Origin of the sequence: Streptomyces sp. NPDC001536 (genome assembly GCF_042894505.1) — a bacterium.
GTDB lineage: Bacteria > Actinomycetota > Actinomycetes > Streptomycetales > Streptomycetaceae > Streptomyces.
The window spans coordinates 272,034-295,647 of sequence record NZ_JBIAVQ010000012.1 but is presented as its reverse complement, the minus strand read 5'-3'; the positions used below and the strand labels follow the sequence as shown (position 1 = coordinate 295,647).

At 69.6% G+C, this 23,614-nt stretch carries 26 protein-coding genes; 11 read left to right on the top strand and 15 right to left on the bottom strand.

Annotated elements, in window-relative coordinates; genetic code table 11:
- Positions 1–46 precede the first annotated feature (46 nt).
- From ACFY0U_RS30895 to ACFY0U_RS30885, 3 genes are all read left to right on the top strand, one after another.
- A complete protein-coding gene (locus ACFY0U_RS30895) occupies positions 47–1,012 on the top strand; it encodes an SDR family NAD(P)-dependent oxidoreductase (protein WP_388641400.1) in 966 nt (321 codons plus the stop codon).
- Positions 1,013–1,134: 122 nt separating this feature from the next.
- Positions 1,135–1,842: a YceI family protein gene (locus tag ACFY0U_RS30890; RefSeq protein ID WP_388641398.1), complete on the top strand. Its 708-nt coding sequence runs from the start codon at positions 1,135–1,137 to the stop codon at positions 1,840–1,842.
- A gap of 93 nt (positions 1,843–1,935) precedes the next feature.
- Positions 1,936–2,922, top strand: a complete 987-nt coding sequence (locus tag ACFY0U_RS30885; RefSeq protein ID WP_388641397.1) for a nuclear transport factor 2 family protein — start codon at positions 1,936–1,938, stop codon at positions 2,920–2,922.
- A 78-nt stretch (positions 2,923–3,000) separates the two neighbouring features.
- Here ACFY0U_RS30885 and ACFY0U_RS30880 read toward each other — a convergent pair whose 3' ends face one another.
- Genes ACFY0U_RS30880 through ACFY0U_RS30860 form a run of 5 tightly spaced genes read right to left on the bottom strand, consistent with a single transcriptional unit; the run spans position 3,001 to position 7,357 of the window.
- Positions 3,001–4,617, bottom strand: a complete 1,617-nt coding sequence (locus ACFY0U_RS30880) for a tripartite tricarboxylate transporter permease (protein WP_388641395.1) — start codon at positions 4,615–4,617, stop codon at positions 3,001–3,003.
- Between the two features lie 25 nt (positions 4,618–4,642).
- Positions 4,643–5,080, bottom strand: coding sequence for a tripartite tricarboxylate transporter TctB family protein (locus ACFY0U_RS30875; RefSeq protein WP_388641393.1), 438 nt, complete (start codon positions 5,078–5,080; stop codon positions 4,643–4,645).
- 3 nt (positions 5,081–5,083) lie between these two features.
- The gene (locus ACFY0U_RS30870) at positions 5,084–6,100 is read right to left on the bottom strand and encodes a tripartite tricarboxylate transporter substrate binding protein (protein WP_388641391.1); all 1,017 of its coding nucleotides are present in this window, start codon (positions 6,098–6,100) and stop codon (positions 5,084–5,086) included.
- 41 nt (positions 6,101–6,141) lie between these two features.
- Positions 6,142–6,399 carry a hypothetical protein gene (locus ACFY0U_RS30865; protein WP_388641389.1) on the bottom strand — a complete coding sequence of 86 codons (258 nt, stop codon included), beginning with the start codon at positions 6,397–6,399 and terminating at the stop codon, positions 6,142–6,144.
- A 4-nt stretch (positions 6,400–6,403) separates the two neighbouring features.
- The gene (locus ACFY0U_RS30860; RefSeq protein WP_388641388.1) at positions 6,404–7,357 is read right to left on the bottom strand and encodes a 5-dehydro-4-deoxyglucarate dehydratase; all 954 of its coding nucleotides are present in this window, start codon (positions 7,355–7,357) and stop codon (positions 6,404–6,406) included.
- Positions 7,358–7,475: 118 nt separating this feature from the next.
- On the opposite strand from ACFY0U_RS30860, the gene ACFY0U_RS30855 reads away from it, so the two are divergent.
- A complete protein-coding gene (locus ACFY0U_RS30855; protein WP_388641386.1) occupies positions 7,476–8,267 on the top strand; it encodes an IclR family transcriptional regulator in 792 nt (263 codons plus the stop codon).
- 352 nt (positions 8,268–8,619) lie between these two features.
- Here the strand turns inward: ACFY0U_RS30855 and ACFY0U_RS30850 are convergent, their stop codons facing one another.
- Positions 8,620–10,296, bottom strand: coding sequence for a CocE/NonD family hydrolase (locus tag ACFY0U_RS30850; RefSeq protein ID WP_388641384.1), 1,677 nt, complete (start codon positions 10,294–10,296; stop codon positions 8,620–8,622).
- A gap of 108 nt (positions 10,297–10,404) precedes the next feature.
- Positions 10,405–11,283, bottom strand: a complete 879-nt coding sequence (locus tag ACFY0U_RS30845; protein WP_388641383.1) for an alpha/beta fold hydrolase — start codon at positions 11,281–11,283, stop codon at positions 10,405–10,407.
- 639 nt (positions 11,284–11,922) lie between these two features.
- Here ACFY0U_RS30845 and ACFY0U_RS30840 point away from each other — a divergent pair.
- Positions 11,923–12,759 (top strand): class II glutamine amidotransferase, encoded by an 837-nt coding sequence (locus ACFY0U_RS30840; RefSeq protein WP_388641382.1) that lies wholly within the window; start codon positions 11,923–11,925, stop codon positions 12,757–12,759.
- 162 nt (positions 12,760–12,921) lie between these two features.
- Here ACFY0U_RS30840 and ACFY0U_RS30835 read toward each other — a convergent pair whose 3' ends face one another.
- Together ACFY0U_RS30835 and ACFY0U_RS30830 are read right to left on the bottom strand one after the other, a co-directional pair.
- Positions 12,922–13,218, bottom strand: a complete 297-nt coding sequence (locus tag ACFY0U_RS30835) for a hypothetical protein (RefSeq protein ID WP_388641380.1) — start codon at positions 13,216–13,218, stop codon at positions 12,922–12,924.
- Between the two features lie 295 nt (positions 13,219–13,513).
- A complete protein-coding gene (locus ACFY0U_RS30830) occupies positions 13,514–14,002 on the bottom strand; it encodes a hypothetical protein (protein WP_388641379.1) in 489 nt (162 codons plus the stop codon).
- 127 nt (positions 14,003–14,129) lie between these two features.
- Between ACFY0U_RS30830 and ACFY0U_RS30825 the strand changes: the two genes are divergently transcribed.
- Together ACFY0U_RS30825 and ACFY0U_RS30820 are read left to right on the top strand one after the other, a co-directional pair.
- The gene (locus tag ACFY0U_RS30825) at positions 14,130–14,708 is read left to right on the top strand and encodes an aldo/keto reductase (protein WP_388641377.1); all 579 of its coding nucleotides are present in this window, start codon (positions 14,130–14,132) and stop codon (positions 14,706–14,708) included.
- Complete coding sequence (locus ACFY0U_RS30820) at positions 14,648–15,037, top strand: hypothetical protein (RefSeq protein ID WP_388641376.1); 390 nt, start codon at positions 14,648–14,650, stop codon at positions 15,035–15,037. Before ACFY0U_RS30825 ends, ACFY0U_RS30820 begins: the two co-directional genes overlap by 61 nt.
- 203 nt (positions 15,038–15,240) lie before the next feature.
- Here ACFY0U_RS30820 and ACFY0U_RS30815 read toward each other — a convergent pair whose 3' ends face one another.
- Positions 15,241–15,573: a hypothetical protein gene (locus ACFY0U_RS30815; protein WP_388641375.1), complete on the bottom strand. Its 333-nt coding sequence runs from the start codon at positions 15,571–15,573 to the stop codon at positions 15,241–15,243.
- A gap of 218 nt (positions 15,574–15,791) precedes the next feature.
- Here ACFY0U_RS30815 and ACFY0U_RS30810 point away from each other — a divergent pair, with 218 nt between their 5' ends.
- On the top strand, positions 15,792–16,202 hold the full coding sequence (locus tag ACFY0U_RS30810) for a nuclear transport factor 2 family protein (protein ID WP_388641374.1): 411 nt from the start codon (positions 15,792–15,794) through the stop codon (positions 16,200–16,202).
- 444 nt (positions 16,203–16,646) lie between these two features.
- On the opposite strand, the gene ACFY0U_RS30805 is transcribed toward ACFY0U_RS30810, so the two are convergent.
- The 3 genes from ACFY0U_RS30805 to ACFY0U_RS30795 form a co-directional block, all read right to left on the bottom strand.
- A complete protein-coding gene (locus ACFY0U_RS30805; protein WP_388641372.1) occupies positions 16,647–17,270 on the bottom strand; it encodes a hypothetical protein in 624 nt (207 codons plus the stop codon).
- A gap of 369 nt (positions 17,271–17,639) precedes the next feature.
- The gene (locus tag ACFY0U_RS30800; RefSeq protein ID WP_388641371.1) at positions 17,640–18,707 is read right to left on the bottom strand and encodes a dipeptidase; all 1,068 of its coding nucleotides are present in this window, start codon (positions 18,705–18,707) and stop codon (positions 17,640–17,642) included.
- The gene (locus ACFY0U_RS30795) at positions 18,704–20,032 is read right to left on the bottom strand and encodes an amidohydrolase family protein (RefSeq protein WP_388641369.1); all 1,329 of its coding nucleotides are present in this window, start codon (positions 20,030–20,032) and stop codon (positions 18,704–18,706) included. The genes ACFY0U_RS30800 and ACFY0U_RS30795 overlap by 4 nt, the downstream gene beginning before the upstream one ends.
- A 133-nt stretch (positions 20,033–20,165) precedes the next feature.
- Here ACFY0U_RS30795 and ACFY0U_RS30790 point away from each other — a divergent pair, with 133 nt between their 5' ends.
- Together ACFY0U_RS30790 and ACFY0U_RS30785 are read left to right on the top strand one after the other, a co-directional pair.
- Complete coding sequence (locus ACFY0U_RS30790; RefSeq protein ID WP_388641367.1) at positions 20,166–20,927, top strand: IclR family transcriptional regulator; 762 nt, start codon at positions 20,166–20,168, stop codon at positions 20,925–20,927.
- Positions 20,924–21,853 (top strand): ornithine cyclodeaminase family protein, encoded by a 930-nt coding sequence (locus ACFY0U_RS30785; protein ID WP_388641365.1) that lies wholly within the window; start codon positions 20,924–20,926, stop codon positions 21,851–21,853. Before ACFY0U_RS30790 ends, ACFY0U_RS30785 begins: the two co-directional genes overlap by 4 nt.
- 246 nt (positions 21,854–22,099) lie before the next feature.
- Here the strand turns inward: ACFY0U_RS30785 and ACFY0U_RS30780 are convergent, their stop codons facing one another.
- Both ACFY0U_RS30780 and ACFY0U_RS30775 read right to left on the bottom strand, forming a co-directional pair.
- Positions 22,100–22,672, bottom strand: a complete 573-nt coding sequence (locus ACFY0U_RS30780) for an EF-Tu/IF-2/RF-3 family GTPase (RefSeq protein ID WP_388641364.1) — start codon at positions 22,670–22,672, stop codon at positions 22,100–22,102.
- 126 nt (positions 22,673–22,798) lie between these two features.
- Positions 22,799–23,128 carry a GNAT family N-acetyltransferase gene (locus tag ACFY0U_RS30775; RefSeq protein ID WP_388641362.1) on the bottom strand — a complete coding sequence of 110 codons (330 nt, stop codon included), beginning with the start codon at positions 23,126–23,128 and terminating at the stop codon, positions 22,799–22,801.
- A gap of 127 nt (positions 23,129–23,255) precedes the next feature.
- Here ACFY0U_RS30775 and ACFY0U_RS30770 point away from each other — a divergent pair, with 127 nt between their 5' ends.
- Positions 23,256–23,603, top strand: coding sequence for a PRC-barrel domain containing protein (locus ACFY0U_RS30770; protein WP_388641361.1), 348 nt, complete (start codon positions 23,256–23,258; stop codon positions 23,601–23,603).
- Positions 23,604–23,614 lie beyond the last annotated feature (11 nt).

The window sequence follows — 23,614 nt, the reverse complement described above, 5'->3', positions numbered from 1 at the left end:
GAGGCACCTCCGGTTTCGAGAGTAGCAAACAGGGAGCACGGCGAGAATGGCCACTTGGACAGGCATCACCAGTCCGTTCACCAGCCGGTCCACGGCTGCCGACGTCATCGCGGGCATCGATCTCACGGGCCGCCGCGCCATCGTCACCGGGGCGGCGTCCGGCATCGGCGTGGAGACCGCCCGAGCGCTGGCCGGCGCCGGCGCGGAGGTCACACTGGCCGTGCGGGACACCGCCGCCGGCGATCGCACCGCGAAGGACATCCGGGCCACCACCGGCTCCGAAGACGTACGGGTCGCCGCCCTGGACCTGACCGATCCGGCGTCCGTCCGCGCGTTCACCGCCGCCTGGCACGGCCCGCTGCACATCCTCGTCAACAACGCCGGGGTCATGGCGGCCCCGGAGAGCCGCACACCCCAGGGCTGGGAGCTGCAGTTCGCCACCAATCACCTGGGGCACTTCGCCCTGACCACCGGGCTGCACGAGGCACTCGCGGCGGCCGGCGGCGCCCGGGTGGTGTCGGTGAGTTCCAGCGGCCACCTGTTCTCACCCGTCGTCTTCGACGACCTCCACTTCACCGAGCGGCCCTACGACCCGTGGCTGGCGTACGGCCAGTCCAAGACCGCGAACGTGCTGTTCGCGGTCGAGGCCGGCCGGCGATGGGCCGCGGACGGGATCACGGCCAACGCACTGATGCCCGGAGGGATCCAGACCAACCTGGGGCGCTACATGGACGACGCCTCGATGGGCCTGTTCATGACCCACCTGCAAGCCGTCCTCGGCGAAGGAACGCCTCTGCCCGAGATGTCCTTCAAATCGGTCGAACAGGGCGCCGCGACCTCCGTCCTGCTGGCCGCCTCACCCTTGCTCGAGGGCATCAGCGGCCGGTACTTCGAGGACTGCGACGAGGCGCCGCTGCACCAGCCGGGCACCAACACCGGGGTCGCGCCGTACGCCCTGGATCCGGAGGCGGCCGAGCGACTCTGGCAGGTCTCCGAGCAACTCCTGGACTGACCCCGCCCCGATCGCCCCCACGGCCGAGCCCGGACCCCCGCAGCGACCCCTCACACCCCAGGGCGACCCGCGACCAAATACTTGAAACTTCAGTTGAATTTCGAAAACATTTAGGAGACACCATGGCAGGCAGCATCCGCAGGCACTGGAAGCGCTGGCTCATCGCCGGTGTGGCCACCGTCGCCGTACTGTGCACGGCGGGCCCGTACATCTACATCAACTACGTCCAGGACAAGCCACCGGCCGCCCTCTCGCTCGACGACCTGCCAGGCTCGGACTCCTCCGGCAGGCCCTCGGGCTCCGGGGACGGTGTCGAGGGTGCCTGGCGGGTGGGCAGCGGTTCGCAGGCGGGTTACCGGGTCGACGAGGTCCTCTTCGGCCAGAACGTCACAGCAGTGGGCCGGACCGAAAAGGTCACCGGAGAGCTGGAGATCGAAGGCAACCGGGCGGTCAACGGATCCTTCACCGTCGACCTCGCCTCGGTGAAGAGCGACTCAGACCAGCGCGACGGCCAGTTCCGCGGCCGGGTCATGAACACCGAGCGGTACCCGGAGGCCACCTTCGAGCTCACCGAGCCCGTCGACTTCGGCTCTGCTCCGGCGGTGGGCGAGCAGGTCAGCGCCAAGGCCACCGGCGAGCTGACCGTCCACGGTGAGACCAACTCGGTGTCCTTCGAGCTCGACGCCCAGCGCACCGCCGACGGCTTCCGGGTCAACGGATCCCTCCCGGTCACCTTCGCCGACTACGGCATCGAGGCACCTGACTTCGGCGGGATCAAGGTGGAGGACGAGGGAAACATCGAGTTCCTCCTCGCCTTCGACCGCGCCTGAGCCGACACGGGCACGCTCGCCCCTTACTCCCGATCCCCCACCGGACACCCGCCGACGCGTTCACAGGCGTCCGCACATCATTGGAGACCCCCCATGTCGAACAGCACGAGCCGGCTGCCCCGTAAGGCCATAGCCACCCTCCTGGCTGCGGCGACCGTAGGAGCTGTGGCCGGCCTCGCTCCTGCCGCCACGGCCACCGCCACCGCCTCCGCGCCGTCCCACAGCAGCCTGGGCCTCGGCCTCGACGCCCCGTACACAAGCCCCGCCACACAGGAGCGCAACAAGCGCGTCGCCGTCCACGTCCTCACCCAGCTCTTCGAGGAGGGCAACCTCAAGGTCGCCGACCGGTACATCCGCGAGGACTACATCCAGCACAACCCCGCCGCCCCCAACGGCCGGGAAGCGATCAAGAACTTCATCCGCGACTGGACCGCGCGCTTCCCGGACCACCAGTACAACGTCAAGCGGGTCCTCGCCCAGGGCAATCTGGTCCTAGTGCACTCCAACCCCGTCTACGAGCCGGGCACCCGTGGCGCGGCCGTGGTCGACATCTTCCGCTTCGACCCCAGGAGCGGCATGATCGCCGAGCACTGGGACACGGTCCAGGACGTGCCGGCGACCACCGTCAACGGCAACGACATGTTCGGCACGGTCAGCAACCCGCACACGAACCAGCCCAGCGGCCCGCGCTGGAGCACGGCGCTCAGCGAGAAGATCGCCACCAGTTACTTCGACACCCTCCTCGTCGACAAGAACCCCGACGCCGTCAGGTACCTCGCGCCGGAGTACTACCAGCACAACCCGACCATCCCCAGCGGCTCGGCCGGCCTGCGTGAGCAGTTCACCGACTTCTTCCGCCAGTTCCCGAACCTGATCGTGGAACGCAAGCGCGTCATCGCCGACAAGGACTACGTCGCCATCCACGCCCACTACCGCCTCAGCCCCGAGGACCGCGGTCAGTCGGTCGTGGACATCTTCCGGGTCGCGAAGCAGAAGAACGGCGAGCTCAAGATCATCGAGCACTGGGACGCCGTACAGGACGTCCCGGCCACCTCCGCCAACGACAACACGATGTTCTGACCTCTCCAGATCAAGCCTGGCGCCGAAGGAGACAGGGGCACCCCCGGTGCCCTACAGCGGCCTGGCCCGGTCCAGGGCTCAGCCCGGGCGCTGTCGCTCCTCGCGGGGGTCGCCCGGTTCGGCCGCCGTGCGTGGGTGGTCCTGGGTTCGCTCCGGGGTGGTCGTGATGTCGGCGTGGGGGACGGTCGCGGGGGTGTCGGGAGGTCCGGACTGCCTGAGCTTCCTGCGGAGGCTCAGGAGGGGTACGGCGACCGTGAAGACGACGACGAAGGCGAGCAATGTGGCGGAGACGGGGCGGCCCAGGAAGCCGGTCACGTCACCGTCGAACATCCGCATCGAGCGCCGGAAGTCGGTCTCCAGCAGGTTGCCGAGCACGAAGGCGAGGACGAGCGGGCCGGGCGGCAGACCGACCTTCTTCATCAGGTAGCCGACGACGCCGAGCACGACCACGGCGAGCATGTCGAACATGCTGGAGCGGATCGTGTAGACGCCGATCATGGTGATGAGCACGGTCAGCGGCGCCAGGATGCTGGCCCGGACGCGCAGCACACGGACGAACAGCCCGATCAGCGGCATGCTGAGGATGATCAGGAACAGGTTCCCGATGTACATGGAGTCGATGACGCCCCAGAACACCTCGGGGTGTTCGTCGATCATCTGCGGGCCCGGGGTCACGCCCGCCAGCAGCAAGGCGCCGAACATGACGGCCATGGTCGCGTTGGCCGGGATGCCGAGGGTGAGCAGCGGGATGAACGACGAGGTGGCGGCGGTGTTGTTGGCCGCCTCCGGGCCCGCGACCCCCTCGATCGCGCCCTTGCCGAAGCGCTCGGGCGTCCTGGAGGAGCGCTTCTCGACCGTGTAAGCGACCATCGAGGCCATCGTGGCGCCGCCGCCGGGAAGGATGCCGAGGAAGAAGCCCACCACTGTCCCCCGGGTGATCGCCCACCTGGACTGCAGGAACTCCGCCCGGCTGGGCCGGGCCCGGCCGACGCGGGGCTTCGGCGGGGGGCCTTGTCGAAGGCCTTCGAGGCTATGCAGGATCTCGCCGATGCCGAACAGGCCCATGGCGAGGATGACGAAGTCGAGCCCGTCGGCGAGTTGGTCACTGCCGAAGGTGTAGCGAGCGCTGCCCAGGATCGGGTCGCGGCCCACGGTGGCGAGCAGCAGCCCGATGGATCCCGCGAGAAGGCTGCGGCGCAGGGACCCGGTACTCAGGGTGGAGATCATCAGGATGCCGAGCAGCGCCAGCGCGGCATACTCCGGCGGGCCGAAGGCCAGAGCCCAGCCCGCCACCAACGGGGCCGCCACGGTCAGTGCGACGATGCCGACGGTGCCGCCGATGAAGGAGGCGATCGCGGCGATGCCGAGCGCGGATCCGGCACGGCCCGTGCGGGCCATCTCGTAGCCGTCGATGGCGGTCACCACCGTCGAGGCCTCTCCGGGCAGGCGGAGCAGCACCGAGGTGACCGTGCCGCCGTACTGGGCGCCGTAGAAGATGCCGGCGAGCAGGATGATCGCCGAGGCCGGTTCGAGGGTGTAGGTGACCGGCAGCAGGATGGCGATGGTGGCGGCCGGGCCGAGGCCGGGCAGCACACCGACCAGCATGCCGAGGGTCACCCCGATCAGGCAGTACAGCAGGTTCTGCGGCTCGAAGACCACGCCGAAGCCGTCCAGAGCGGGAGCGAGGAAGTCCATCGGGTTCTCACAGGTGTCGGGGGGATCAGAACGCGATGAGATGAGGCAGCGAGACGCCCAGCGCGACGATGAAGAGCAGATAGGACGCCACGCACGCGGCCAGTGCCACGGCCAGGCTGAGCCGCCAGCTGTCCCGGCCGAAGCCGCGCATCCACAGCACCAGCAGGAGCACCGTCATGACCTCGAAGCCCACCCGCTCGATGAGCAGGGTGTACGCGACCAGCGACAGAGCTCCCAGGACCACCACGGCGGTTTGCCGGCTGAACGGTTCCTGCTCGGTGTCCGCGCCGGGATTGAGGAGCAGCGAGGCGGACAGCGTCACCATGGTGAGGCTCACGATCAGGGGCCACAGCCCGGGGCCGGGGTCGGCGGGCGATCCCAGTCCCATCGATACGGCCGCCAGGGCGGCGAGGGCGCCGATGCCGAGCGGCACCAGCGCCCCCAGTCGTGCCTGGGTCCTCATGCCTCAGCCCTCGGTCTTCAGGTTCAGACCGAACCTGTCGATGAGCTCGCCGTAGCGCTTCTTGGCGGTCTCGACCTGCTTGACGACGGCGTCCGGCGAGGCCTCCCAGCGGCCGATGTAGTTGTTCTCCAGGAACTTGCCGTACTCCGGGTCCTTGAAGGCCTTCTTCAGCGCCGCTCGCAGTTCGGAGACGACGTTGTCCGGCAGTCCTGCCGGGCCGGCGACCCAGCGGCGCTGGTCCACGACGACGTCGTGGCCGGACTCGACAGCGGTGGGCACGTCGGGGAGGAAGTCGATGCGCTCCTTGGCGAAGACCGCCAGTGGACGCAGTTTTTCGGACGTGAGGTGGGGAGCGGCCTCGGCCACATGGACGGCGCCGACGTCCACCTGGCTGCCCAGCAGTGCGGTCACTGTGGGCGCGCCGCCGTCGAACGGGATGCCGCTGGCCTTGACGCCGGCGTCGCCGAAGAGGAGGGCCTGGGCCAGCTCGCTGCCGGTGCCGGCGCCTGTGGTGCCGTACTTGACCGACTTCTTCGCGAGCAGGTCGTCGAGGGTCTCGACGTCCGACTGCGCCGGGACGAGGAGGACGTAGTCCTCCACGGTCAGCCCGGAGATGACGTCCATGTCGGACATCTTGATCGGGTCATCGTCGACGACGGTGTGCGGGCCAATCGACATGAGCGACTGGGAGAGCATGACCAGGCTGTAGCCGTCGGGCTTGCGGCCCAGGATCTCCTTGCCGCCCACGGCGCCGTTGGCGCCGGGCTTGTTCTCCACCACGACGGACTGTCCCAGGGGGTCCTCCAACGCCTTGGCTGCGGCGCGCGATATCAGGTCGGTGCTGCCGCCCGGGTCGGAAGGCACGGTCCACTCCACGGTCTTGGTGGGATAGTTCTCGGCGTCTTCGCCACTGCCCCCGCCGCCCTGGACCCCTCCGCACGAGGTGAGGGTGAGAAGAGCGGCGGCGCAGACAGCCGCGCCGGCGAGGTGCCGGCCCTGGCGCAGTCGGGCCTGGAACATCATTGTTCTCCTTCATGGGTGGGGTTCTGGCCGGTCAGGGGTCACCTCTGCGGGAGCGGTGGCTCCGCCCGGTCGGGGTGCTTGCGCCGCACGGCCTCGACGGCGTCGCAGTGGTCGCGCCTGCCGTAGGTCTCACCGATGCCGACGACGCCGTCGGAGGTCTCTGTCCCGACGACGCTGCCGGGTGCGTAAAGCTGATGCGCACCAAGGAAGTTGAACAGCGGCGGGTCACCGATGAGGACGGGGTGGCGGTCACCTTGACGATGCGAGGCGCGCTGCTGAGCACGACGTTCCCTCACTTCCTCAGCTGTCCGTTGCGAGCGCCAGGCCGGTGTGCAGGAGGGCCTCGAGTTGCCCCAGGTGGTCAGGGGCCGGTTCCATCAGGGGCGCGCGGACCGGGCCGACCGGGGCTCCACGGAGCCGGGCCGCCGCCTTGACCAGGGACACCGCATAACCCGTGCCCTGGTCGCGCAGTTCGACGAGAGGCAGGTAGAACTCCTTCAGCAGGTGTTCCGTTCTTGGGTGGTCTCCGGCCCGGTGCGCCGCGTAGAAGGCGCCCGCGATCTCGGGTGCGAAGGCGTGGACCGCCGAGGAGTAGGCGGGGATGCCGATGCTCGCGTACGCCCGTGCCTGCATCTCGGCGGTGGCCACGCCGTTGAAGAACAGCCAGTCGCCGGGCGCCACCAGCCGCAGCCGCTGCATCTGGTCGAGGTCGCCGTGCCCGTCCTTGAGGCCGAGGACGCCGTCGACCGTGGCCAGTTCCCTGACCGCGGCGGTGCTCAACTTGACCTGCCCGCGCTGGTAGACGATCAGGGGAAGGGGCGAGCCGCCCGCCACCGCGCGGACATGGTCCACATATCCGCGCTGCGGGGCGGAGATGAGGTAGTGCGGCATCAGCAGCCCGGCGTCCGCGCCGGCCTCCTCTGCGAGCCGGGCGAACTGCAGCCCTAGCGACCAGCCGTACCCGACGCCGGCCACCACCGGGACCTGTCCCGCCACGACGTCGACGGCGGCGCGTACGACGGCGTGATACTCCTCCGCGGACAGCGAGAAGAACTCACCGGTTCCGCAGGCGACGAAGACGGCACCCGGACCGGCGGCGAGCTGCGCAGCCAGGTGGGTGCGGAAGCCGTCGAGGTCGAGGCCGCCTTCGGCGTCGAAGGATGTCAGCGGGAAGGACAGGACACCCTGCGCCATCCCTTTGCGCAGCCGGTCCGCCGTCTCGCGGTCACGCTCGATATCCCGAGTCGTCTCCATGCGCGCCACCTGTCTCCGTATGTAGACAGTTGTCTCGTGATGGAGAGCATGGCTACATGGCTGATAACCGTCAAGCATCGGTGCAAGAATTCTTCGAGTGCGTTCGGAAGGGGTGGCGATGAGTGAGCCTGAGGCGGTCAGCGGCGTACGGGGCGTGAAGTCGGCAGCCCGTACGGTCGAGTTGCTCGAGCTCCTGGCCGCGCGGCAGAACCGGCCCGCCCGGCTGCGAGAACTCAGCGAGGCCCTCGGCGCCCCGCGCAGCAGCGTCTACGCCCTGCTGCGGACCCTGGCGGAGCACGGCTGGGTCCGCACCGATCCCTCCGGCACGCTCTACAGCGTCGGCATCCGCGCCCTCCTCGCGGGGACGACCTACCTGGACGCGGACCCTTATCTGCGCATCGTCCAGCCGCTGATCAACGACCTGAGCGCCAGGCTCGACGAGACCATCCACTACGGGCGACTGGACCGCACGGACATCGTCTATCTGGCGACACACGAATCCAGCCAGTACCTCCGCCCCTTCAGCCGGGTCGGCCGCCGGCTCCCGGCCTTCAGCACGGCACTGGGCAAGGCGCTGCTCGCCGAGCGGCTGGACACCGACCTGGCCGACCACGTCCCCGACACGCTCAAACCCCTCACACCGAACACCCACACCGACCACGACGCTCTGATCAAGGACCTGCGGGCCACCGCCGAGCGCGGATACGCCACCGACAACGAGGAGAACTTCGTCGGCGTCGTCTGCTACGGATTCTCACTCCGGTTCACCACCCCCCCGATCGACGCGATCAGCTGCTCGATCCCCATCGACCGGCTCAACCCCGCGAGGACCGAGGAACTCATCGAGGCCATGCGGCTCACCCGGCTGTCGATCGAGCGGATGGCGCCGATCGACCACACGATGCCGTAGCGCGTTCGCGCGACGGGACAGGGTGATCAATTGACAATCCCCCGCATCGGGCGACGGAGTCATCGAGACCTGCCTCAGCGGGCAGAACCCGGCCCCCCTTGCGGGTCGCCGTTCTTGCGCTGGCCCGCGACAAGTTCCACGGCGTCTGGAACCACACGCTCCACCCGGCCCCGAAGCCACCGCTTGTCTGCCGGATCCGGCCTGACCGGCGTGCCCTGCCGGGAATGTGACTCCCTGGGAGGCCATCGCCTCCGCCGCGGGATGCCTGCCGCCCTTCGAGCGAGCCGACATGGCTACTTCGACGCCCTGCCCACCGGGACGACGGCTCGGCCGGCACTCCCCTCGCTCCCGGTCAGGCCGGAGGCACCACGGGCAGGACGATGCGGGACGGTCGGGCCGGATCGTGGAAGACCTGCTGCCGGGCCACTCGCGCCGTGGTCGCGCTCTCCTCGGTTTCGTCCGTGTTGAGGTTGCGGTTCCAGCGGGGGAAGTTGCTGGAGGTGACCTGGACCCGTATTTGGTGGCCCGCCCGGAAGACGATGCTGGTCGACCACAGGTCTACGACGTGCTCGGCCGCCTCGCACGGTGTCGCCGCGCGCACCCGCACGATGCCGTCCGTCACATTGCGGGAGACACCGTGCTCGTCGACGTCACACAGCCGTGTCACCCAGTCGGTCGAGGGCCCGTCCGTGGCGGCGAAGAGCACAGCCCGGACCCGGCCGGTCACCTCGACGTCCTCGGCGAGCGGTTCGCTGGTGAAGACCAGGACGTCCTCACGCGCCTCCACGTCCCTCTGGTCGAGAGGCCCGGGACGGAACTCCTCGGACATCAGCAAGGCGCCGCCGGTGGTGGGCACCGGGTCCATGGGGTCGTAGGTGAACTCCTCGGCCTGCTCGGCGACAGCGGGCGGCTCCTGCGTCAGGCGCCCGTCCGCGCGCAGGTGGAAGTCCGTGTCCACGGCCCGCGACAAGGGCCATTCCGTCTCCTCGCGCCACTGGTTGACGCCCATGACGAACAGCAGCACCCTGCCCGTGTCCGACTCCAGTGCCTCACCGTCGCCGATCGTGCGCTGGAACCAGTCGAGCTGGAGGCCGTTCAGGGGTCCGCGCATTCCCATGAAGGCGGAGTTCGCGCCGAACCCGAAGTTGACGTCGCCGATGACGTGCTGCTGGTTGGCGTGACTCCACGGACCCATGATCAGCGTGGCGGGCCGGCCGGCGCGGCGCATGGCGGTGAAGTTGTCGAGCGTGCCCTGGGTGAAGATGTCGTACCAGCCGCCGACCTGGAAGGTGGGCAGGTCGACCTCGTCGTGCCGGCCCGCGACCCGGGCCGTGCGCGCCCAGTCGGGCTCGCGCCGGGACCTCTCGTAGCCCAGCTCGGGAAGGTCGTGCCGGGCGAACGCGGGAAACCGCCCGGCGGGCAGTTCGCCGTAACCGCCGTCGGCCAGGCCGTCGAGGTCCTGTACGAGACCGACGAGGCTGCCGCCGAGCGCGGCGGGGTCGGTGCTGTGCCGGCGCATCAGCGCGTCGGCGCCCATCATGAGGGACCAGGGCGCGGTGATGCCGAGTTCGATCGCGCCGCCGCGCGTCCACAGTCCGTCGTCCGGGTCGGACCACGCGACCATCGGCGCGATCGCCTTCAGCTCCGGCGGCTTGGACAGCGCCGCCATCCACTGCGTGTGGCCGAAATAGCTGGCGCCGATCATGCCGACGGAGCCGTTCGCTCCGGGAAGGGCAGCGGCCCACCGTACGGTGTCGTACCCGTCGCTCTCCTCGTACGTCCACGGCTCCCACTCCCCCTCGGAGGCGAACCGGCCGCGGGTGTCCTGGAGGACCACCATGAAGCCACGCCGAGCCGCCGCCAGGGGGTCGAGGAGGGCGATCGCCAGGGCCATCTGCTTCCCGTACGGCAGCCTGCTCAGCAGCACCGGCCACGGCCCCGTGCCCCCGGGGCGGTAGACATCGGCGCGCAGCACCGTGCCGTCACGCATCTCCGCCGGAACATCGAACTCGACCTGAATCTCTGCCATGCGCTGCTCCTTTGCATGCATGCCACGACGCTGTCAGGCACATGGTCGAATCTGGTCCCCGTCCCGCACCACCCCTGAACGGGGGTGGCTACGGCGCTCCCAGGGCGGTCACGCCACCGCGTTCAGCAGGTCGGCCAGCAGGTCGGGCCGTTCCAGGGCGATGAAGTGGCCTGCTCCCGGCACCTGCGTGAAATCGGCGGCCGGCAGCAGCTCCTTGTTGGCTTGCCGGTCCGATGACCGCGACCAGTCCTTCTCCCCGTAGACGAGGTGGACGGGTGCCTTGACCTCCGGGTAGCGCGAGCGGGCGGCGATGAGGGTGGGCAGGTTCTGGTACACGGCCCGGGCGACGGTCGAGTAGCCGCGGCGGCTGCCCACCTGGAGGAGTTCGTCGACGTAGTCCTCCCGCAGCGCGGTCTTGTCGACCAGCCCGCCCTGCAGGATTCTGCGGAGGGCCGGCTTGGGCTCCACCCCGGCGATCACCGGGCCCACCCCCGGGGTGAGGACACCGCTGACCACCACACGGGCGAGAAGACCGGACCGGGCGATCCCGTCGCGGAAGTCGTACGTGTTCACCGCGACGACGCGCCGTACCCGCTCGGGCAGATCGGCCGCGGTGGTCAGGGCCAGCACCGCCCCCATGGACTCCCCGACCAACGTCACGTCGTGGAGGTCGAGTTCGGTCAGGAGCCGCTCGACGCCCGCGCGCATGGCCGGCTCGTCGTACGACGCGCCGGGCACGATCTCGGAGTAGCCCATCCCCGGCAGGTCGAGGGCATACACGGTGTACCGGTCCGCGATCAGCGGGATGAGGTGACGGTAGTGCTCGGCCTGGGTGCGCACGGTGTGCAGCAGGACCACGGGAGCGCCGGTGCCCGCCTTGAGGTAGCGCAGGGTCCCCTCGTCGCTGCGGTGTCCTGCGCGCGGGGCGATGGCGTGGCTGGTGGTTCCCGGGATGTGAATCGTGGGGCGTGGCTCGTGGCTGGGCATCTCGCTGGCTTCCCTTGGTGAACTGCTGCAGACGGATGATTCGGACAGGGCCCGCCCGAAGGGGCGTGACCACGGACCAGCCCTTGGATTCACTTGGAAACCGACCGGTTTCCAAGAGAGTAAACCGGTCGGTTTCCAAGCGCAAGATCGAGGTCGCCATCCGCACAGCGGTCGCCGATTCCACACTCAAGGGCAGTCGCGCGCTTGCTGAGTCGCCACCCGCGTTCACCACAGCGGTCCCAGTCCAAGGAGGGCACGACCTTGTCCGGCGTCGTCGATCGCGTACGCAGGAGTCAGGCGCTGGACTTGATCACGACGACCGACCTGCCGTTCTCGCGGATCGAGGCCAGCCTGGGGATGCAGGCGCAGTCCAGCCTCGTTCGTGCGGTACGTCGGTGGTTCGTGGTTCCATCGCATGCTCGGAGCGATGGCCGTGCGATCCGCGCCCGCATGGCGATGTGCGGCGGGGGAGGCGAAAATGGCACTAGCCGGATAAGAGTCACCCGATCAGTGGATACGGCGTGGCTTTCAGAGCGGGGGAAGCGTCAAGCCAGCCTCAGCGCCCTCGAAGACTCCGGAAGCCGCGGGCGGGACATCAAGGTATTTCCCGCCCGCGCAGGTGGACACAGGTGATCACTCATGTGCCGATGGCTCGCCTACTCGGGTACACCGCTGCTGCTCGACACCATCCTCTACAAACCGGCCCATTCATTGATCGACCAGAGCCTCCACTCCCGGCTGGGTGTCGAGACGACCAACGGTGACGGTTTCGGCGTCGGATGGTATTCGCAGGAAAGCCTGGACACCCCAGCCCTGCTCAAGGACATCGGCCCCGCCTGGAACAACCGCAACCTGAGGGAGCTCGCGGATCATGTCCGCTCCCCGTTGTTCTTCGCCCACATACGGGCGTCGACCGGCACAGCGGTGCAGCAGACGAACTGCCACCCGTTCCGGCACGGCCGCTGGATGTGGATGCACAACGGTGCCATCACGGGCTTCCACCTCATGCGCCGCGATCTGGCCCTGCTCGTCGACCCCGGCCTGTACGACGACATCGAAGGAACGACGGACTCGGAGATGATGTTCTACCTGGCGGTCACCCTCGGCCTGGACGAGGACCCGCCGGGCGCCGTGGCCCGGATGGTGGGAGTGGTGGAGCGCAACGGCCGCGACCACGGCGTGGAGTTCCCGCTCCAGATGACGATCGCCGTGACCGACGGCGAACGCCTGTGGGCCTTCCGCTATTCGACCCAGGGCGCTTCCCGGTCGTTGTTCTACAGCACGCGCGTGGAAACACTGCGCAAGCTGCACCCCGACATAGCGTTCCTGCAGGAAGTGTCCGACGAAACCCGCCTCATCGTCTCCGAGCCCCTTGGTGATCTGCCGGGTGCATGGAACGAGGTGCCCGAGAGCAGCTACGGCGTCGTGTATGCCGGAGCCGACGAGCTGCATCCCTTCACCCCGCAACCGGCATGACGCGTTGACAGTCCGCCTGAGGTCCTCGATCTCCAGCTCGATCACCCCATCATCGATCCGACCTCTGTCTCGCTGTCCAGGGCGTCGAGGATCCACAGCCTCAGCGTTCCAGGGCCGGGCTCCAGTTCGGCATCACCAGCGCCCGGCCGCCGACGTCGTCGTCTACTCGACCACGGTGACCTGGGCGGTCCAGGACCCGGGTTCCCGGGGCGGATCCCAGGTCACGTCGACGCGTTCTTCGTGGAAGTCGTGAGCGAGTCCTACCACCATGGCCGCCGCGGCGGCTCGTGCCTCGGCTGGGTCGGCGTTGAGCGGGACGTCGGCGAGGCGCCCGCAGAGCATCCCGCCTTCCACGGTGAGGACACTGTGGCGCCAGCCTTGCGGCGTCGCGAGCAGGACGATGCCCTTCGGCATGCCGAAGGGAGGTCGGCTCTTCTTCTCCCGCTTTCGTCTCACCATGGAGCCATCCAACCTCGTCGGCCTCCTGACGGTTCAGGCAGGCGGAGCTTCAGGTGCCGCGGCGGGGCATGGTGCCGACTTGTGGTGGGCGGGACGGTCTCGGTGCACCAGCCGGGGAGCCGGTCTTCACGTGCAGGTTCCTGACCACTCTCCCGACCGGCTCAACTCCGACCAGGAACCCGGCCAACACAGGCCAACCCCTGCCCAGGGCGAGCGAAAGGGCTACGCAGCCGACCGGCCAGGAACCTGCTCACCGGCCCGCGGCGGTCGGCCTGACCCGGTCGAGGCGCTCGCTTCAGTTCGGCCCGTCGGCTCCGGTGTCGGGCGTGGTGGTCCCCAGCCGTTCGGCGAGGAAGGCGATGATCTCGTCACGGGCGCGTGTGGTCGGGTGCCCCTGCTCGTCGACGAGATGGGCCGTGGTGACGCTGTGGGCGCAGCCGACGACGTCGCGGAAGAAGGGCGGCGGGTTCGTGTTCGCCACGTCGTCGGCGAGGACACGGCCGTCGAAGGCGTCGCCGAGCAGAGCCCGGTAGGCCGCGAACCGTTGACCGGTGCACCACCGGTCGTTCTCGAGGCGGTAGGCGAGCACTTGAGGCCGTCGCGTCGGACGCGCTCGGCCGAGGCGCAGGTAGTAGTCGGGGCTGATGCCGGCGAGCATCGCCACCTCCTCGCGCCGCAACCCCGGGACCCGTCGTGGTCCCGTCGCGCGCAGGCCCGCGTCCTGGGGGCGCAGCTGGTCGCGGCGGGCCCGCAGGAACTCGCCGAGAGCGTTCGATCCGTCCATTCCCCCACGGTAAGCCGCCCCTGACGCGTGTGACTGGTCCTGGTTCTCCCAGGATGATGTGGGTGATGGCTGGTCCTCGCGGCCCGTGTGACGGTCAAGACACAGAGCACGAGGAAAGGACACACACATGAAGACCGTCGCTCTCGGGAATCTCACCGTCTCCGCCCAGGGGCTGGGCTGCATGGGAATGAGTTCCGTCTACGGCGCCGCCGACTGGGACGAGTCGTTCGCGACGATCCGCCGCGCGCTGGACCTGGGCGTCACGCACATCGACACCGCGAGCGGGTACGGCCTCGGGCACTACGAGGTGCTGGTCGGCCGGGCTGTGGCCGGGCGCCGGGACGAGGTGCAGCTGGCGACCAAGGTCGGCATGGACTTCACCACCGGCCGCGGCAAGGTCGTCATCCGCAACGACGCCGAGTACATCAAGGCGGCCTGCGACCACTCGCTGCTGCGTCTGGGCACCGACCGCATCGACCTGTACTACCTGCACCGCGTCAACCCGCAGGTGCCGCTGGAGGAGTCCATCGGCGCGCTGGCCGACCTGGTGGCCGAGGGCAAGGCGGCCTGGCCGACCAGGTCACCGGCGCCCGCTACTGAACTCGCCGATCAGGGGTCTGCAAGACCCGGACCAAGGAGGAACCAGTGTCATACCCGCAACTGCTCACGCCCGAGGAGAAACTCGCCGACGCGAAGAAGCTGTTGAGCCTCCCGCGTATCGTCGCGATCTGCGGCTCCACCCGCTTCATGACCGAGATGAACGAGGCCGATCTACGGGAGACCAAAGCCGGAAAGATCGTCGTCAAACCGGGCTGTGACATGAAGTCGCCGAGCGAACTTTGGTCCGACCCTGTCGAGGCCGCGGCGCTGAAGGTTCGACTCGACGATCTGCACCGGGCGAAGATCCGGCTCGCTGATGAGGTGCTTGTAGTCGGCGACTACATCGGAGACAGCACCCGAGCCGAAATCGCCTACGCCCGGTCACTGGGCAAGCCCGTGCGATTCACGCACCCCGAAGTCGACCCTGACGCCTGATTGCCCGCTGCCACCTCGACAACCAAGGCCGACAGCCCGCTGCCTGACCGTCTCGCGGTGGCTTCGGCCGCGGCCCACCCCACACCTCCGCAGGCGTCTCGGGGAAGGCGGGGCCGACAGCGTTCGTCCGCGCTGATGGAGGCAGGGCGATGGCGCATGTCGGCGCCCGCATCGGAGCACCAGTCGCATGCCGAGCAGGTGGGTCAGAAGACCGGCGTCTGCGCTTCGACTTCGGCGAGACCTTCCTCCATGGTCAGCGACGGCAGCACGCGGACGCGGTTCCAGTGAGGGAGGCGAGACTCCACCAGCAAGCGGTCGACGTTCTCGACCTTGTCGGACTGCACGACCACGACAATCGTGTGTTCACGGTTGACGAAGGGGCCGGCCACGATCTCGACGCCTGCCTTCTGAGCCAGGTTCGGCATATCAGGGGCCGTCTGCAGCATCAGGTCGCGCGTTGTCGCGTTGGATGTCGGACAGACTTCCGGACTATGGGTCGCGATCAGGACGAAATGCATCTTGAGATTCCCTTCCACGCGAGAGCCCCTCATCTCAGCCTAGGCCGCCCCAAAGTGCTCCGCGACCGGTGATCCCGTGTTCCGACCAGCGAAGGAGGGTTCACGCCCGGAGCAGTGCGGCATGCCCGGAAACCCGCCAGTGCCGCATCAGACAACGTTCGCCCTCTCAACGACGGAGGCGCCGGTCGTCGGCGTGGCACACAGTGGCAGCCGGAACTCCTCACTAGATTCGAACGATGGGCGACATCGCTGGCACACCCGCCCCCGAGGGCGACCCGGTCCACACCCGGCTCATCGCCCTCGCGAAGGACTGGGCGGACGCCATCGTCTCGAACGACGCCACCCGGATCGGTAGCTTCATGGCCGATGAGTGGGTGATCGTCTCCGAGTCAGGCGTCTCCACCAAGGAACAGTTTCTCTCGCTCGTCGAGTCAGGGAAGCTGACCCACTCGGCAATGACCAGCGTCAGCCAGCCGAGGATCCGCGTGTACGGTGAAACCGCCGTCTTCACAGGGCGGGTGACAAACACCGCCCATTACATGGACCAACGCTTCGACGCCGACGAGTGGACGACCGATGTGTTCGTGAACCGGAACGGCCGCTGGCTGTGCGTACTGAGTCACATCACGGCAGCAGCTCCGGACTGACATCACCGACACTCCCCTGCCCCGTCAGACAACGTTCACTCTGTCGACAACGGCGCAGAGACGCCGACGGGTCTGGTGCAGGATTGGACGACAGGTTGACCTGCCCCAGGTCCTGGCTTGCGCCGCTGACGACGGTGGTGGGACAGACCTCGGGGAGCTCGAGTCGTTGTCGCAGCACTAGCTGCTGCTCCAATGCGCCGTGATGAGCGACCAGATCGCGTGCACGCCAGGACTCGACCGTGTCCCTGACGCCGTCACGGGGCGCGGAGCATGGAAGAGGCGGGCGGCGTCCGCTGACCCGGCGTGGTCTACGAGGCATGCGACGCCTCAGGCCCAGAGGCGGCGGTGAAGACACGAAAGACTCACCAAGTGTGCTGGGGCCGCCCTTCTCACCTCCTCCCGTTGGCGAGAGGACGGCCCCGGCCCTTTCCGGCGGCCGCCCGGTCAGTACAGCTTGTCGACAGCCGTGGTCGTGGTCTTCTTGAAGGCGGCCACGGGCGCTTTCTCGAAGTCCCCCATCTGTCCCCACTGCACGACGGTGACGGTCCTGCCGTCCCGCCCTACCGACAGCAGGGCGATGTCGTTGGCGCCCCAGGACGTCTCGGTGTGCAGGCCGCGGACGTGGGCGCCCTCCTCGACCGGCAGTGTGCCGTAGTCCCGGCCCTCGGCCTCGACGTCGGGCGAGGAGGCCTCGATGCGGTCGGCGCAGGTGCGGATCAGGTTGTCGTAGTGCTTGGCCAGGGCCTTGGCTTGGGCGGCTGTGCCCGTCACGACGGTCAACTGCACGGCGTTGGTGTCCAGGTCGGTCCGGAACTCCCGGTGCCGGTAGTCGTAGGCAAGCACGACCTCCGTGCTCACACAAAAGCCAAGTGACTCCGGAAATCCTTCGGTGACCGGCCCCGCGGTCCAGGACGACGTCGGGTGCGGCGGCAACTGGGCCGCCGACAGGAACTTGGGCGCGGCGGCCTTCGGCGCGGCACCGGCGGCCGGTGCCGTGAGCACCGTGCCCGCCGCGAGAGCGGCGACGGTGAGAGCGGTCAGGGCGCTCGTTCGGATGCGCATGGACATGAGTGTTCCCCCGTGGACAAGAGCGTGGACGTGGACGCCGCGGCGAGGCCGGCTGGTCAGGCCGGACCCGATCGACGCGGCACCAAAAGCATCACCGGTCACAGCGGCCGGGCGCATCAATTGACAGACGATCAGACACGATGGAACCGTCCCACCCCATCTGACGTGCAAGAACATCAAGTGCCTGGGACACCGTCACGGGCCAGATGGGGCCGTACGGATCCCCTTCCGCACCAGCGAGGTCAGGCAAGGGCTTCAGCTGTGCGTTGAGGATGCCCTCAGGGCTGGCTGGAGGCTGGACGGGGTTGAGGGTGCGCATCGGCCCGGGCCAATCAGGACGGACCCGCGCCGACCCCCCGTCTCAGCCGGTCACTCCGCCCACACGCGTCGCGCGTAGTCGACGAAGTTCCGGCCCATGATCTTCTCGATCCGCTCGGTGGAGAATCCGCGCCGCTCCAGCAGGCGGATCAGTTCCCGGAACTGGTCCACGCCCCTCAGGTCGACCACGAAGGGGTACGTGTCCGCGCGCTCCCCCGCGGCGGAGACCCCGGCCTGCTGTCGTCGGGCGACGTGCTCGGCCAGGTGGGCCCGGTAGGCGTCGAGGTCGTCGATGGCGGTGACCGGTCCGTCGGTGCCGATGCCGACGTGGTCCTCCCCGCAGACGTTCACGGCGTGCACGATGTGCTCGACGACGTCGGCGGCGCGGGCGTGGCCGGTGGGGCTCAGGAACGGCATGAAGTAGATGCCGACGAACCCGCCTTGGGAGGCGACGAGTCGCAGTTCCTCGTCGGTCTTGTTGCGCGGGAGGTCGGTCAGTGCCCGGCATCCGGTGTGGTTGATGGAGACGGGTACGCGGGAGTGGCGGGCGGCTTCCAGGCAGGTGCGTTCGCCGCTGTGCGAGAGATCGACCATGAGGTGCCGGTCGTTGAGGGCGTCGATCACCGTACGCCCGAAGTCGGTCAGTGCGGTGTCGGCGGGCGCCATGGAACCGCCGCCGAGGTGGTTGGCCTGGTTGTACGTCAACTGCACGACCCGCACGCCGCGTTCGGCGAAGACGGCGATGCGGCCGGCGTCGTCGCCGACGGCCTCGGCGTTCTGGAAGCCGTAGATCACGCCGACGCGGCCGTCCCGTGCCGCGGACTCGATGTCGGCGACGGATGTGACCTTGAGCAGGTCGTCGGGGTGCCGGGCGAGGATGCCGTCCCAGACGTCGATCTCGTGCAGGGTGTGCTCGTAGGGCGGGAGGTCGCCCATGACGTAGCCCAGGGTGATGTTGACGGCGGTCAGGCCGGAGGCCCGTGCCTCGGTGAGCGTGCGAGCGTCGATGGTGAACTGTTCGCTGGTCGCGTTGAGTTCGCTCGCCGCCGCCTGCGAGCGCGGGTCGTTGGGGTTGTCGAGCTGGCCCAGCGCGTTGATGATCATCGGCGTGCCGGTCATCGGTTCTCCCGGGTGCGGTCGGAGGTGTAGGCGGAGCGCGGGAAGCGGCGGCCGCGCTTGACGGTCAGGGTGATGGTGCGCAGGTGGTCGATGTCGGCCAGCGGGTCGCGCGCGAAGACGGCGAGGTCGGCGAGCTTGCCCGGTTCGACGCTGCCGGTCAGGTCGCCGACTCCGGCGCTGCGGGCACCGATCAGGGTGGCGGACCTGAGGACGTCGCGCTCGGGGATGCCGCATTGCCGTACCAGGAAGGCGAGTTCCTCGTAGAGGGCGGGGAAGGGCTCCTCGGGCGGGGTCTCGTAGTCGGTGCCGGTGGCGATCTCGACTCCGGCGCGGTGCGCCTGTGCCGTCAGGGCGATCGCCAACTCGTTGTTGCGGGCGGCCCGTTCGGCGCTCTCGGGGTCGTCGGCGGCGAACTCGCGGGAGGCGTACAGTCCGGCGGTCGCGTCCAGGACGACGCTCCGCTCCCGCATCCGGGCGAAGAGCTTCTCCATCCGTTCGTCCTCCCCGGTGACCAGGGCGGCATGATCGACGGGCGGCTTGTCCCGGTACGAGGTCAGCGGCTCCGTCGCCGCCTCGTGGGCGAGGAGGGTCACATGCGAGACGGCGTCCACGCCCGCCTCCACGACCTCGCCCGGCGCGGCGGGGAAGACGGCGGCGTGCGCCCAGACCGCGATCCCCTGCCGGTGCGCCTCCTCCGTGATCGCCGCGACGAGCCCCGCGTCGAGGTCGGCGTACACCTTGATGGCGGACGCGGACGTCCCGCGGGCGACAGCCACCGCGAGGGTCAGGTCGGTCGTGTCCGTGACGGCCTGCATCCAGGGGACCTCGCCGGGCACCGCGCCCTGGCTGACCTGATGGGTGCGGGGATCGTCGAAGAAGCCGGGGCCCGCCACGAGCGCCGCGTAGTGGATGTCGGGACCGGCGATCTCGCCGACGCGGGTGGCCCGGGCGAGATCGCCGATCTGACGGAGGTCGTCGGCCATGTCGCGGATGCCGGTGACACCGCTGTGCACCAGCCGGTCCAGCACGACCTCGGCGGCCGGGCGGTCGGGCGGGGTGGCGAGGTGCTGATGTGAGTCGACGAGTCCCGGGGTGACGAAGTGCCCGGTGAGGTCGACGATTTCGGCGTCCTCGGCGAGGGCGTCGGCGTCCGCGTCGGTCACGACCGCGCGGATCAGGGGGCCGTCCACCACGATCGACATCCCGGCGCGGGGCGGGCTGCCCGTCCCGTCGAAGAGCGTGACGCCCCGGTAGACCACCGTCGGACCCGCGCCCCGCTCCGGCGGCGCGTAGGGCACGGCCGCCCCGGCACTGTCGCTCGTCATGAACACCGCTCCCTTGTTACGCTGTATGTAACATCGCTCTCGTTGAGCGAAACAGCCGGTACCCTACCTCCGGATCCGGGCGGTGCACACGCCACACCCGGCCGTTCTCGCCCGACATTCCGGAAGGGTTTCGATGCCGCAAGCGCAGCGCACGGCCGTGGACAAAGCGCTGGACCTCGTCGAGGCGGTCGCCCGCGCCCCGCGTCCGCCCCGGCTGACCGATCTCGCCGAGGCGGTCGGACTGCACCGCGCCACGGCCTACCGGATCCTGGTGGACCTGGTGCGCCGCGGCTGGGTGCTGCGGGCCGACGACCGCTATCTGCCCGGTACGGCCGTACTGCTCCTGTCGTCCCGTGCGGCGCACAACTCGCTTACCACGCTGGCCCGTCCGGTGCTGCAGGACCTGTCCCGGCGCACGGACCTGATGGTCAACCTCCAGGTGCTGGAGCGCACCGGCTCCCGGGTGGTGGACGTCGTACGACCCGACCGGCTGGCGATGATCAGCACCCTGCTCGGCGAGACCCTGCCCGTGCACCGCTTCGCCGGACCGCTCGCCCTGGTGGCCGCCCTGCCCCGGGAGGCCCGCGCCCCCTATCTCGAAGCGGCCGTGGACGCCGGGCATCCGCTCGACGGCGACGCGGGGCTGCTCGCCGACCTGGCGCGCGCCGAGGCCGACGGCTTCGCGGCCGAGGACGGGCGCAACGACCAGTTCGTCGCTTCGGTCAGCCAGGCCGTCGTACCCGCCGAGGGAGTGCCCGTCTGCGCGCTCACCGTCGTCGGACCGTCGGCGGAGATCGACGACGACCGCCTCGAACGGCTCCGCGCGGACCTCGCCGCCGCGGTCGACACGCTGGCCGGCCTGCTCTCCGGGTCGCACCAGGAGGTCCCGGCGTGAACGACGTCCTCGTTCTCGACCGGGCCGCCACCCTCGCCGCCCTCGACCCGCACCGGCTCATGACCGCCGTCTCCGACGCCCTCGTCGCCGTGGCCCAGGACCGCGCGTCCGCCCCGGCGCGGACCGCCGCCTTCGCCCCGAACGGACTGCTCGGCGCCATGCCCGGATACGTCCCCGGCCTCGGCCTCGCGGCGAAACTCGTGTCGGTGTTCCGCGACCCCGACCGGCCCGGCCGCAGCAGCCACCGGGGCGTGGTCGTCCTGTTCGACCCCGAGGACGGCAATCCGCTGGCGGTCCTGGACGCCGAGCCGATCACAGCCTGGCGCACCGCCGCTTCCGCCACGCACAGCGCCCTGGCCCTCGCCGGGTCGGGTCCGGTCGTGGTGGTCGGCACCGGCGCCCAGGCCCGCGCGCAAGTCTCCCTGCTCGCCGTGCTGCAACCCGGCATGCCCGTCACCATCGCGGGCCGCGACCCTGAGGCGGTCCGCGCGACCGCCGCGCTGCACCCCGAGGGCCGGGCGGCGCGGGACATCGAGGGCGCCGTGCGCGAGGCCGCGACGGTCTACTGCTGCACCGGCGCCACACGTCCGGTCGTGCGCCGCGCCTGGCTGGCTCCGGGCGCCCACGTGAGTTCCGTCGGCGGCTCCCACGGCCCCGAACTCGACGCCGAGACCGTCCAGCACGCCGACCTCTTCACCGAATGGCCCGGTGCCGCCGCGACCCCGCCGCCGTCCGGCGCCCACGAGTTGCAGGATCTGCCGACCGACCACCGGATCACCCTCCTCGGCTCGGTCCTGGCCGGCGAGGCCCCGGGGCGGCGCTCCCCCGAGGCGCTGACCGTCTTCAAGTCCACCGGGCACGCGGCCCTCGACGTGGCCGCCGCGCACGTGGTGCACGCGACGGTGACGGGGCGGACCGGGCGGTAGGCCGGCGCCCGCGCCCGATCCTGCAACGGTGAGGCAACCTGCCGCGAGCCACGATGAGTTCCGCCATGATCCGGCTACGTCCGCTCGCCGGGCGTTAGCGGCCTCGTACAGTCGACGGTACGAGGCCGGGACCATCGCGGGGCACCGCCTTCTACGGCTCCGCCTCTCGGCTCGGCTGAGCGGCCCGGCCCAACAGGGCTGTCGCACCACGCTTGGACGAACGGGCGTTGGTCTGGATCGTGAAGCTCAGCGCGGGAGTCGAGTCACGGTCCCGGAGCCGGCGGCGCGACCGCAGTGACGGAATGCGAAAGGCTGGCCCTCCTCCAGGGCAACAGGTTCGTCGAGCGTGACCGTCACTTCGGCCCCGTGAAAGGGCCGCACCGCCTCCACCCCGTGCAGCGTGACGGTGCCCCACACCGCGGCGCTGCGGATGTGGAAACGCAGGCGGTCGCCGGACACTAGGTCCGCACCGCCCTGCTCCTCGGACAGCAGGCTGATGTCCGCACCGAAGCAGGCGTGGGCGCTGATCGAGCCCGGAGTCGCCAGCACTTGGCCCCGCTCCACGGCATCCGCTGCCATGCCGCCGAGCAGCACCCCCACGTTCATGCCCGCACCGGCCCCGTCGATACGCACATGGCTCGCCTCGATGCCCGTCACACGCGCGATCGCGCCACCCCTCAGGCCGACGATCTCCACCTCGTCACCCTTGCGTACCCGCCCGCGCTCGATCCGGCCCGCCAGCATGACCAACCTGCCCTGTTGCAGGCCGAAGACATCCTCGACAGACATCAGGAACGGCTTCCGCGCCGCGTTCACCACTGACCGCCCCATCGATCCGCCCACGGTTGCCCCTACGTGACCGCACATCCACCGACTACGGCTGACTGCGGCTGACGCTCGGTCTCAGTGACCGGACAAGCGGCCGTGCGGTGCGGCCCATGTGGCTCAGTCGGCGACTTTGCTGCGGTTCTGGTAGGCGAGGTCGTGGTACTCCGGGTGCCGCGCGAGGTAGGCCGCGATGAAGGGGCAGGTCGCCAGCACCGCCAACTCCCGCTCTCGAGCGTCCTCCAGGACGGCACGCGCCAGGGCGGAGCCGAGGCCCCTGCCGTTGTAGGCGGGGTCCACCTCCGTGTGGGGGTAGACGACAAGTTCGTTCGTGCGCAGGTATTCCGCGAGGCCCACCCGCTGCCCGTCGATCCGCACCTCGAAGCGCGACTCCTCGGGAACGTCGACGACCTCCACCGTGCTGCTGTCCTGGTCGGTGTGCGGGGGCATGGGCATCTCCTGAGGTCGCGCCGGGGAACGCACCCGAGCGTAGTCGATCAAGCGGCGGAGCCGGCCGGCGGACGTCTGCCGCGGCGCATGGCGGGCAGACGCAGATCCAGAACCAAGGGAGGACGAAGTGAACGAGTTCCAGACCGACCAGGTGCCGACGGCCGGACACACCCCGGACGACGCTCTCACGGGCTACCACGTGCACGCGGTGGACGGAGAGGTCGGCAAGATCGGCGCGCATTCCGCGGACCTCGGGCCGCACCATGCGGTGGTGCACACCGGTCTCCCGCTGCTGGGCAAGGACGTGGTGATCCCGTCCGAGGCGGTCTCGGGCATCGACCACGCGGCCCGGACCGTACGCCTGAGCTGGACCAAGGACCAGGTCAAGGCCGCGCCGGTCTTCGACGAGGAGCACTACCTCGGCGACCCCCGCTACCGCGACCAGCTCGGCGGCACCCAGGGCTCGGGCCACTGACCCGGGCCTGA

Excerpts from the sequence above, each read along its gene's own strand:
- ACFY0U_RS30895 (WP_388641400.1), top strand. The coding sequence starts at position 47 with ATGGCCACTTGGACAGGCATCACCAGTCCGTTCACCAGCCGGTCCACG.
- ACFY0U_RS30890 (WP_388641398.1), top strand. The coding sequence starts at position 1,135 with ATGGCAGGCAGCATCCGCAGGCACTGGAAGCGCTGGCTCATCGCCGGT.
- ACFY0U_RS30885 (WP_388641397.1), top strand. The coding sequence starts at position 1,936 with ATGTCGAACAGCACGAGCCGGCTGCCCCGTAAGGCCATAGCCACCCTC.
- ACFY0U_RS30880 (WP_388641395.1), bottom strand. The coding sequence starts at position 4,617 with ATGGACTTCCTCGCTCCCGCTCTGGACGGCTTCGGCGTGGTCTTCGAG.
- ACFY0U_RS30875 (WP_388641393.1), bottom strand. The coding sequence starts at position 5,080 with ATGAGGACCCAGGCACGACTGGGGGCGCTGGTGCCGCTCGGCATCGGC.
- ACFY0U_RS30870 (WP_388641391.1), bottom strand. The coding sequence starts at position 6,100 with ATGTTCCAGGCCCGACTGCGCCAGGGCCGGCACCTCGCCGGCGCGGCT.
- ACFY0U_RS30860 (WP_388641388.1), bottom strand. The coding sequence starts at position 7,357 with ATGGAGACGACTCGGGATATCGAGCGTGACCGCGAGACGGCGGACCGG.
- ACFY0U_RS30855 (WP_388641386.1), top strand. The coding sequence starts at position 7,476 with ATGAGTGAGCCTGAGGCGGTCAGCGGCGTACGGGGCGTGAAGTCGGCA.
- ACFY0U_RS30850 (WP_388641384.1), bottom strand. The coding sequence starts at position 10,296 with ATGGCAGAGATTCAGGTCGAGTTCGATGTTCCGGCGGAGATGCGTGAC.
- ACFY0U_RS30845 (WP_388641383.1), bottom strand. The coding sequence starts at position 11,283 with ATGCCCAGCCACGAGCCACGCCCCACGATTCACATCCCGGGAACCACC.
- ACFY0U_RS30840 (WP_388641382.1), top strand. The coding sequence starts at position 11,923 with ATGTGCCGATGGCTCGCCTACTCGGGTACACCGCTGCTGCTCGACACC.
- ACFY0U_RS30835 (WP_388641380.1), bottom strand. The coding sequence starts at position 13,218 with ATGGTGAGACGAAAGCGGGAGAAGAAGAGCCGACCTCCCTTCGGCATG.
- ACFY0U_RS30830 (WP_388641379.1), bottom strand. The coding sequence starts at position 14,002 with ATGGACGGATCGAACGCTCTCGGCGAGTTCCTGCGGGCCCGCCGCGAC.
- ACFY0U_RS30825 (WP_388641377.1), top strand. The coding sequence starts at position 14,130 with ATGAAGACCGTCGCTCTCGGGAATCTCACCGTCTCCGCCCAGGGGCTG.
- ACFY0U_RS30810 (WP_388641374.1), top strand. The coding sequence starts at position 15,792 with ATGGGCGACATCGCTGGCACACCCGCCCCCGAGGGCGACCCGGTCCAC.
- ACFY0U_RS30805 (WP_388641372.1), bottom strand. The coding sequence starts at position 17,270 with ATGTCCATGCGCATCCGAACGAGCGCCCTGACCGCTCTCACCGTCGCC.
- ACFY0U_RS30800 (WP_388641371.1), bottom strand. The coding sequence starts at position 18,707 with ATGACCGGCACGCCGATGATCATCAACGCGCTGGGCCAGCTCGACAAC.
- ACFY0U_RS30795 (WP_388641369.1), bottom strand. The coding sequence starts at position 20,032 with ATGACGAGCGACAGTGCCGGGGCGGCCGTGCCCTACGCGCCGCCGGAG.
- ACFY0U_RS30790 (WP_388641367.1), top strand. The coding sequence starts at position 20,166 with ATGCCGCAAGCGCAGCGCACGGCCGTGGACAAAGCGCTGGACCTCGTC.
- ACFY0U_RS30775 (WP_388641362.1), bottom strand. The coding sequence starts at position 23,128 with ATGCCCCCGCACACCGACCAGGACAGCAGCACGGTGGAGGTCGTCGAC.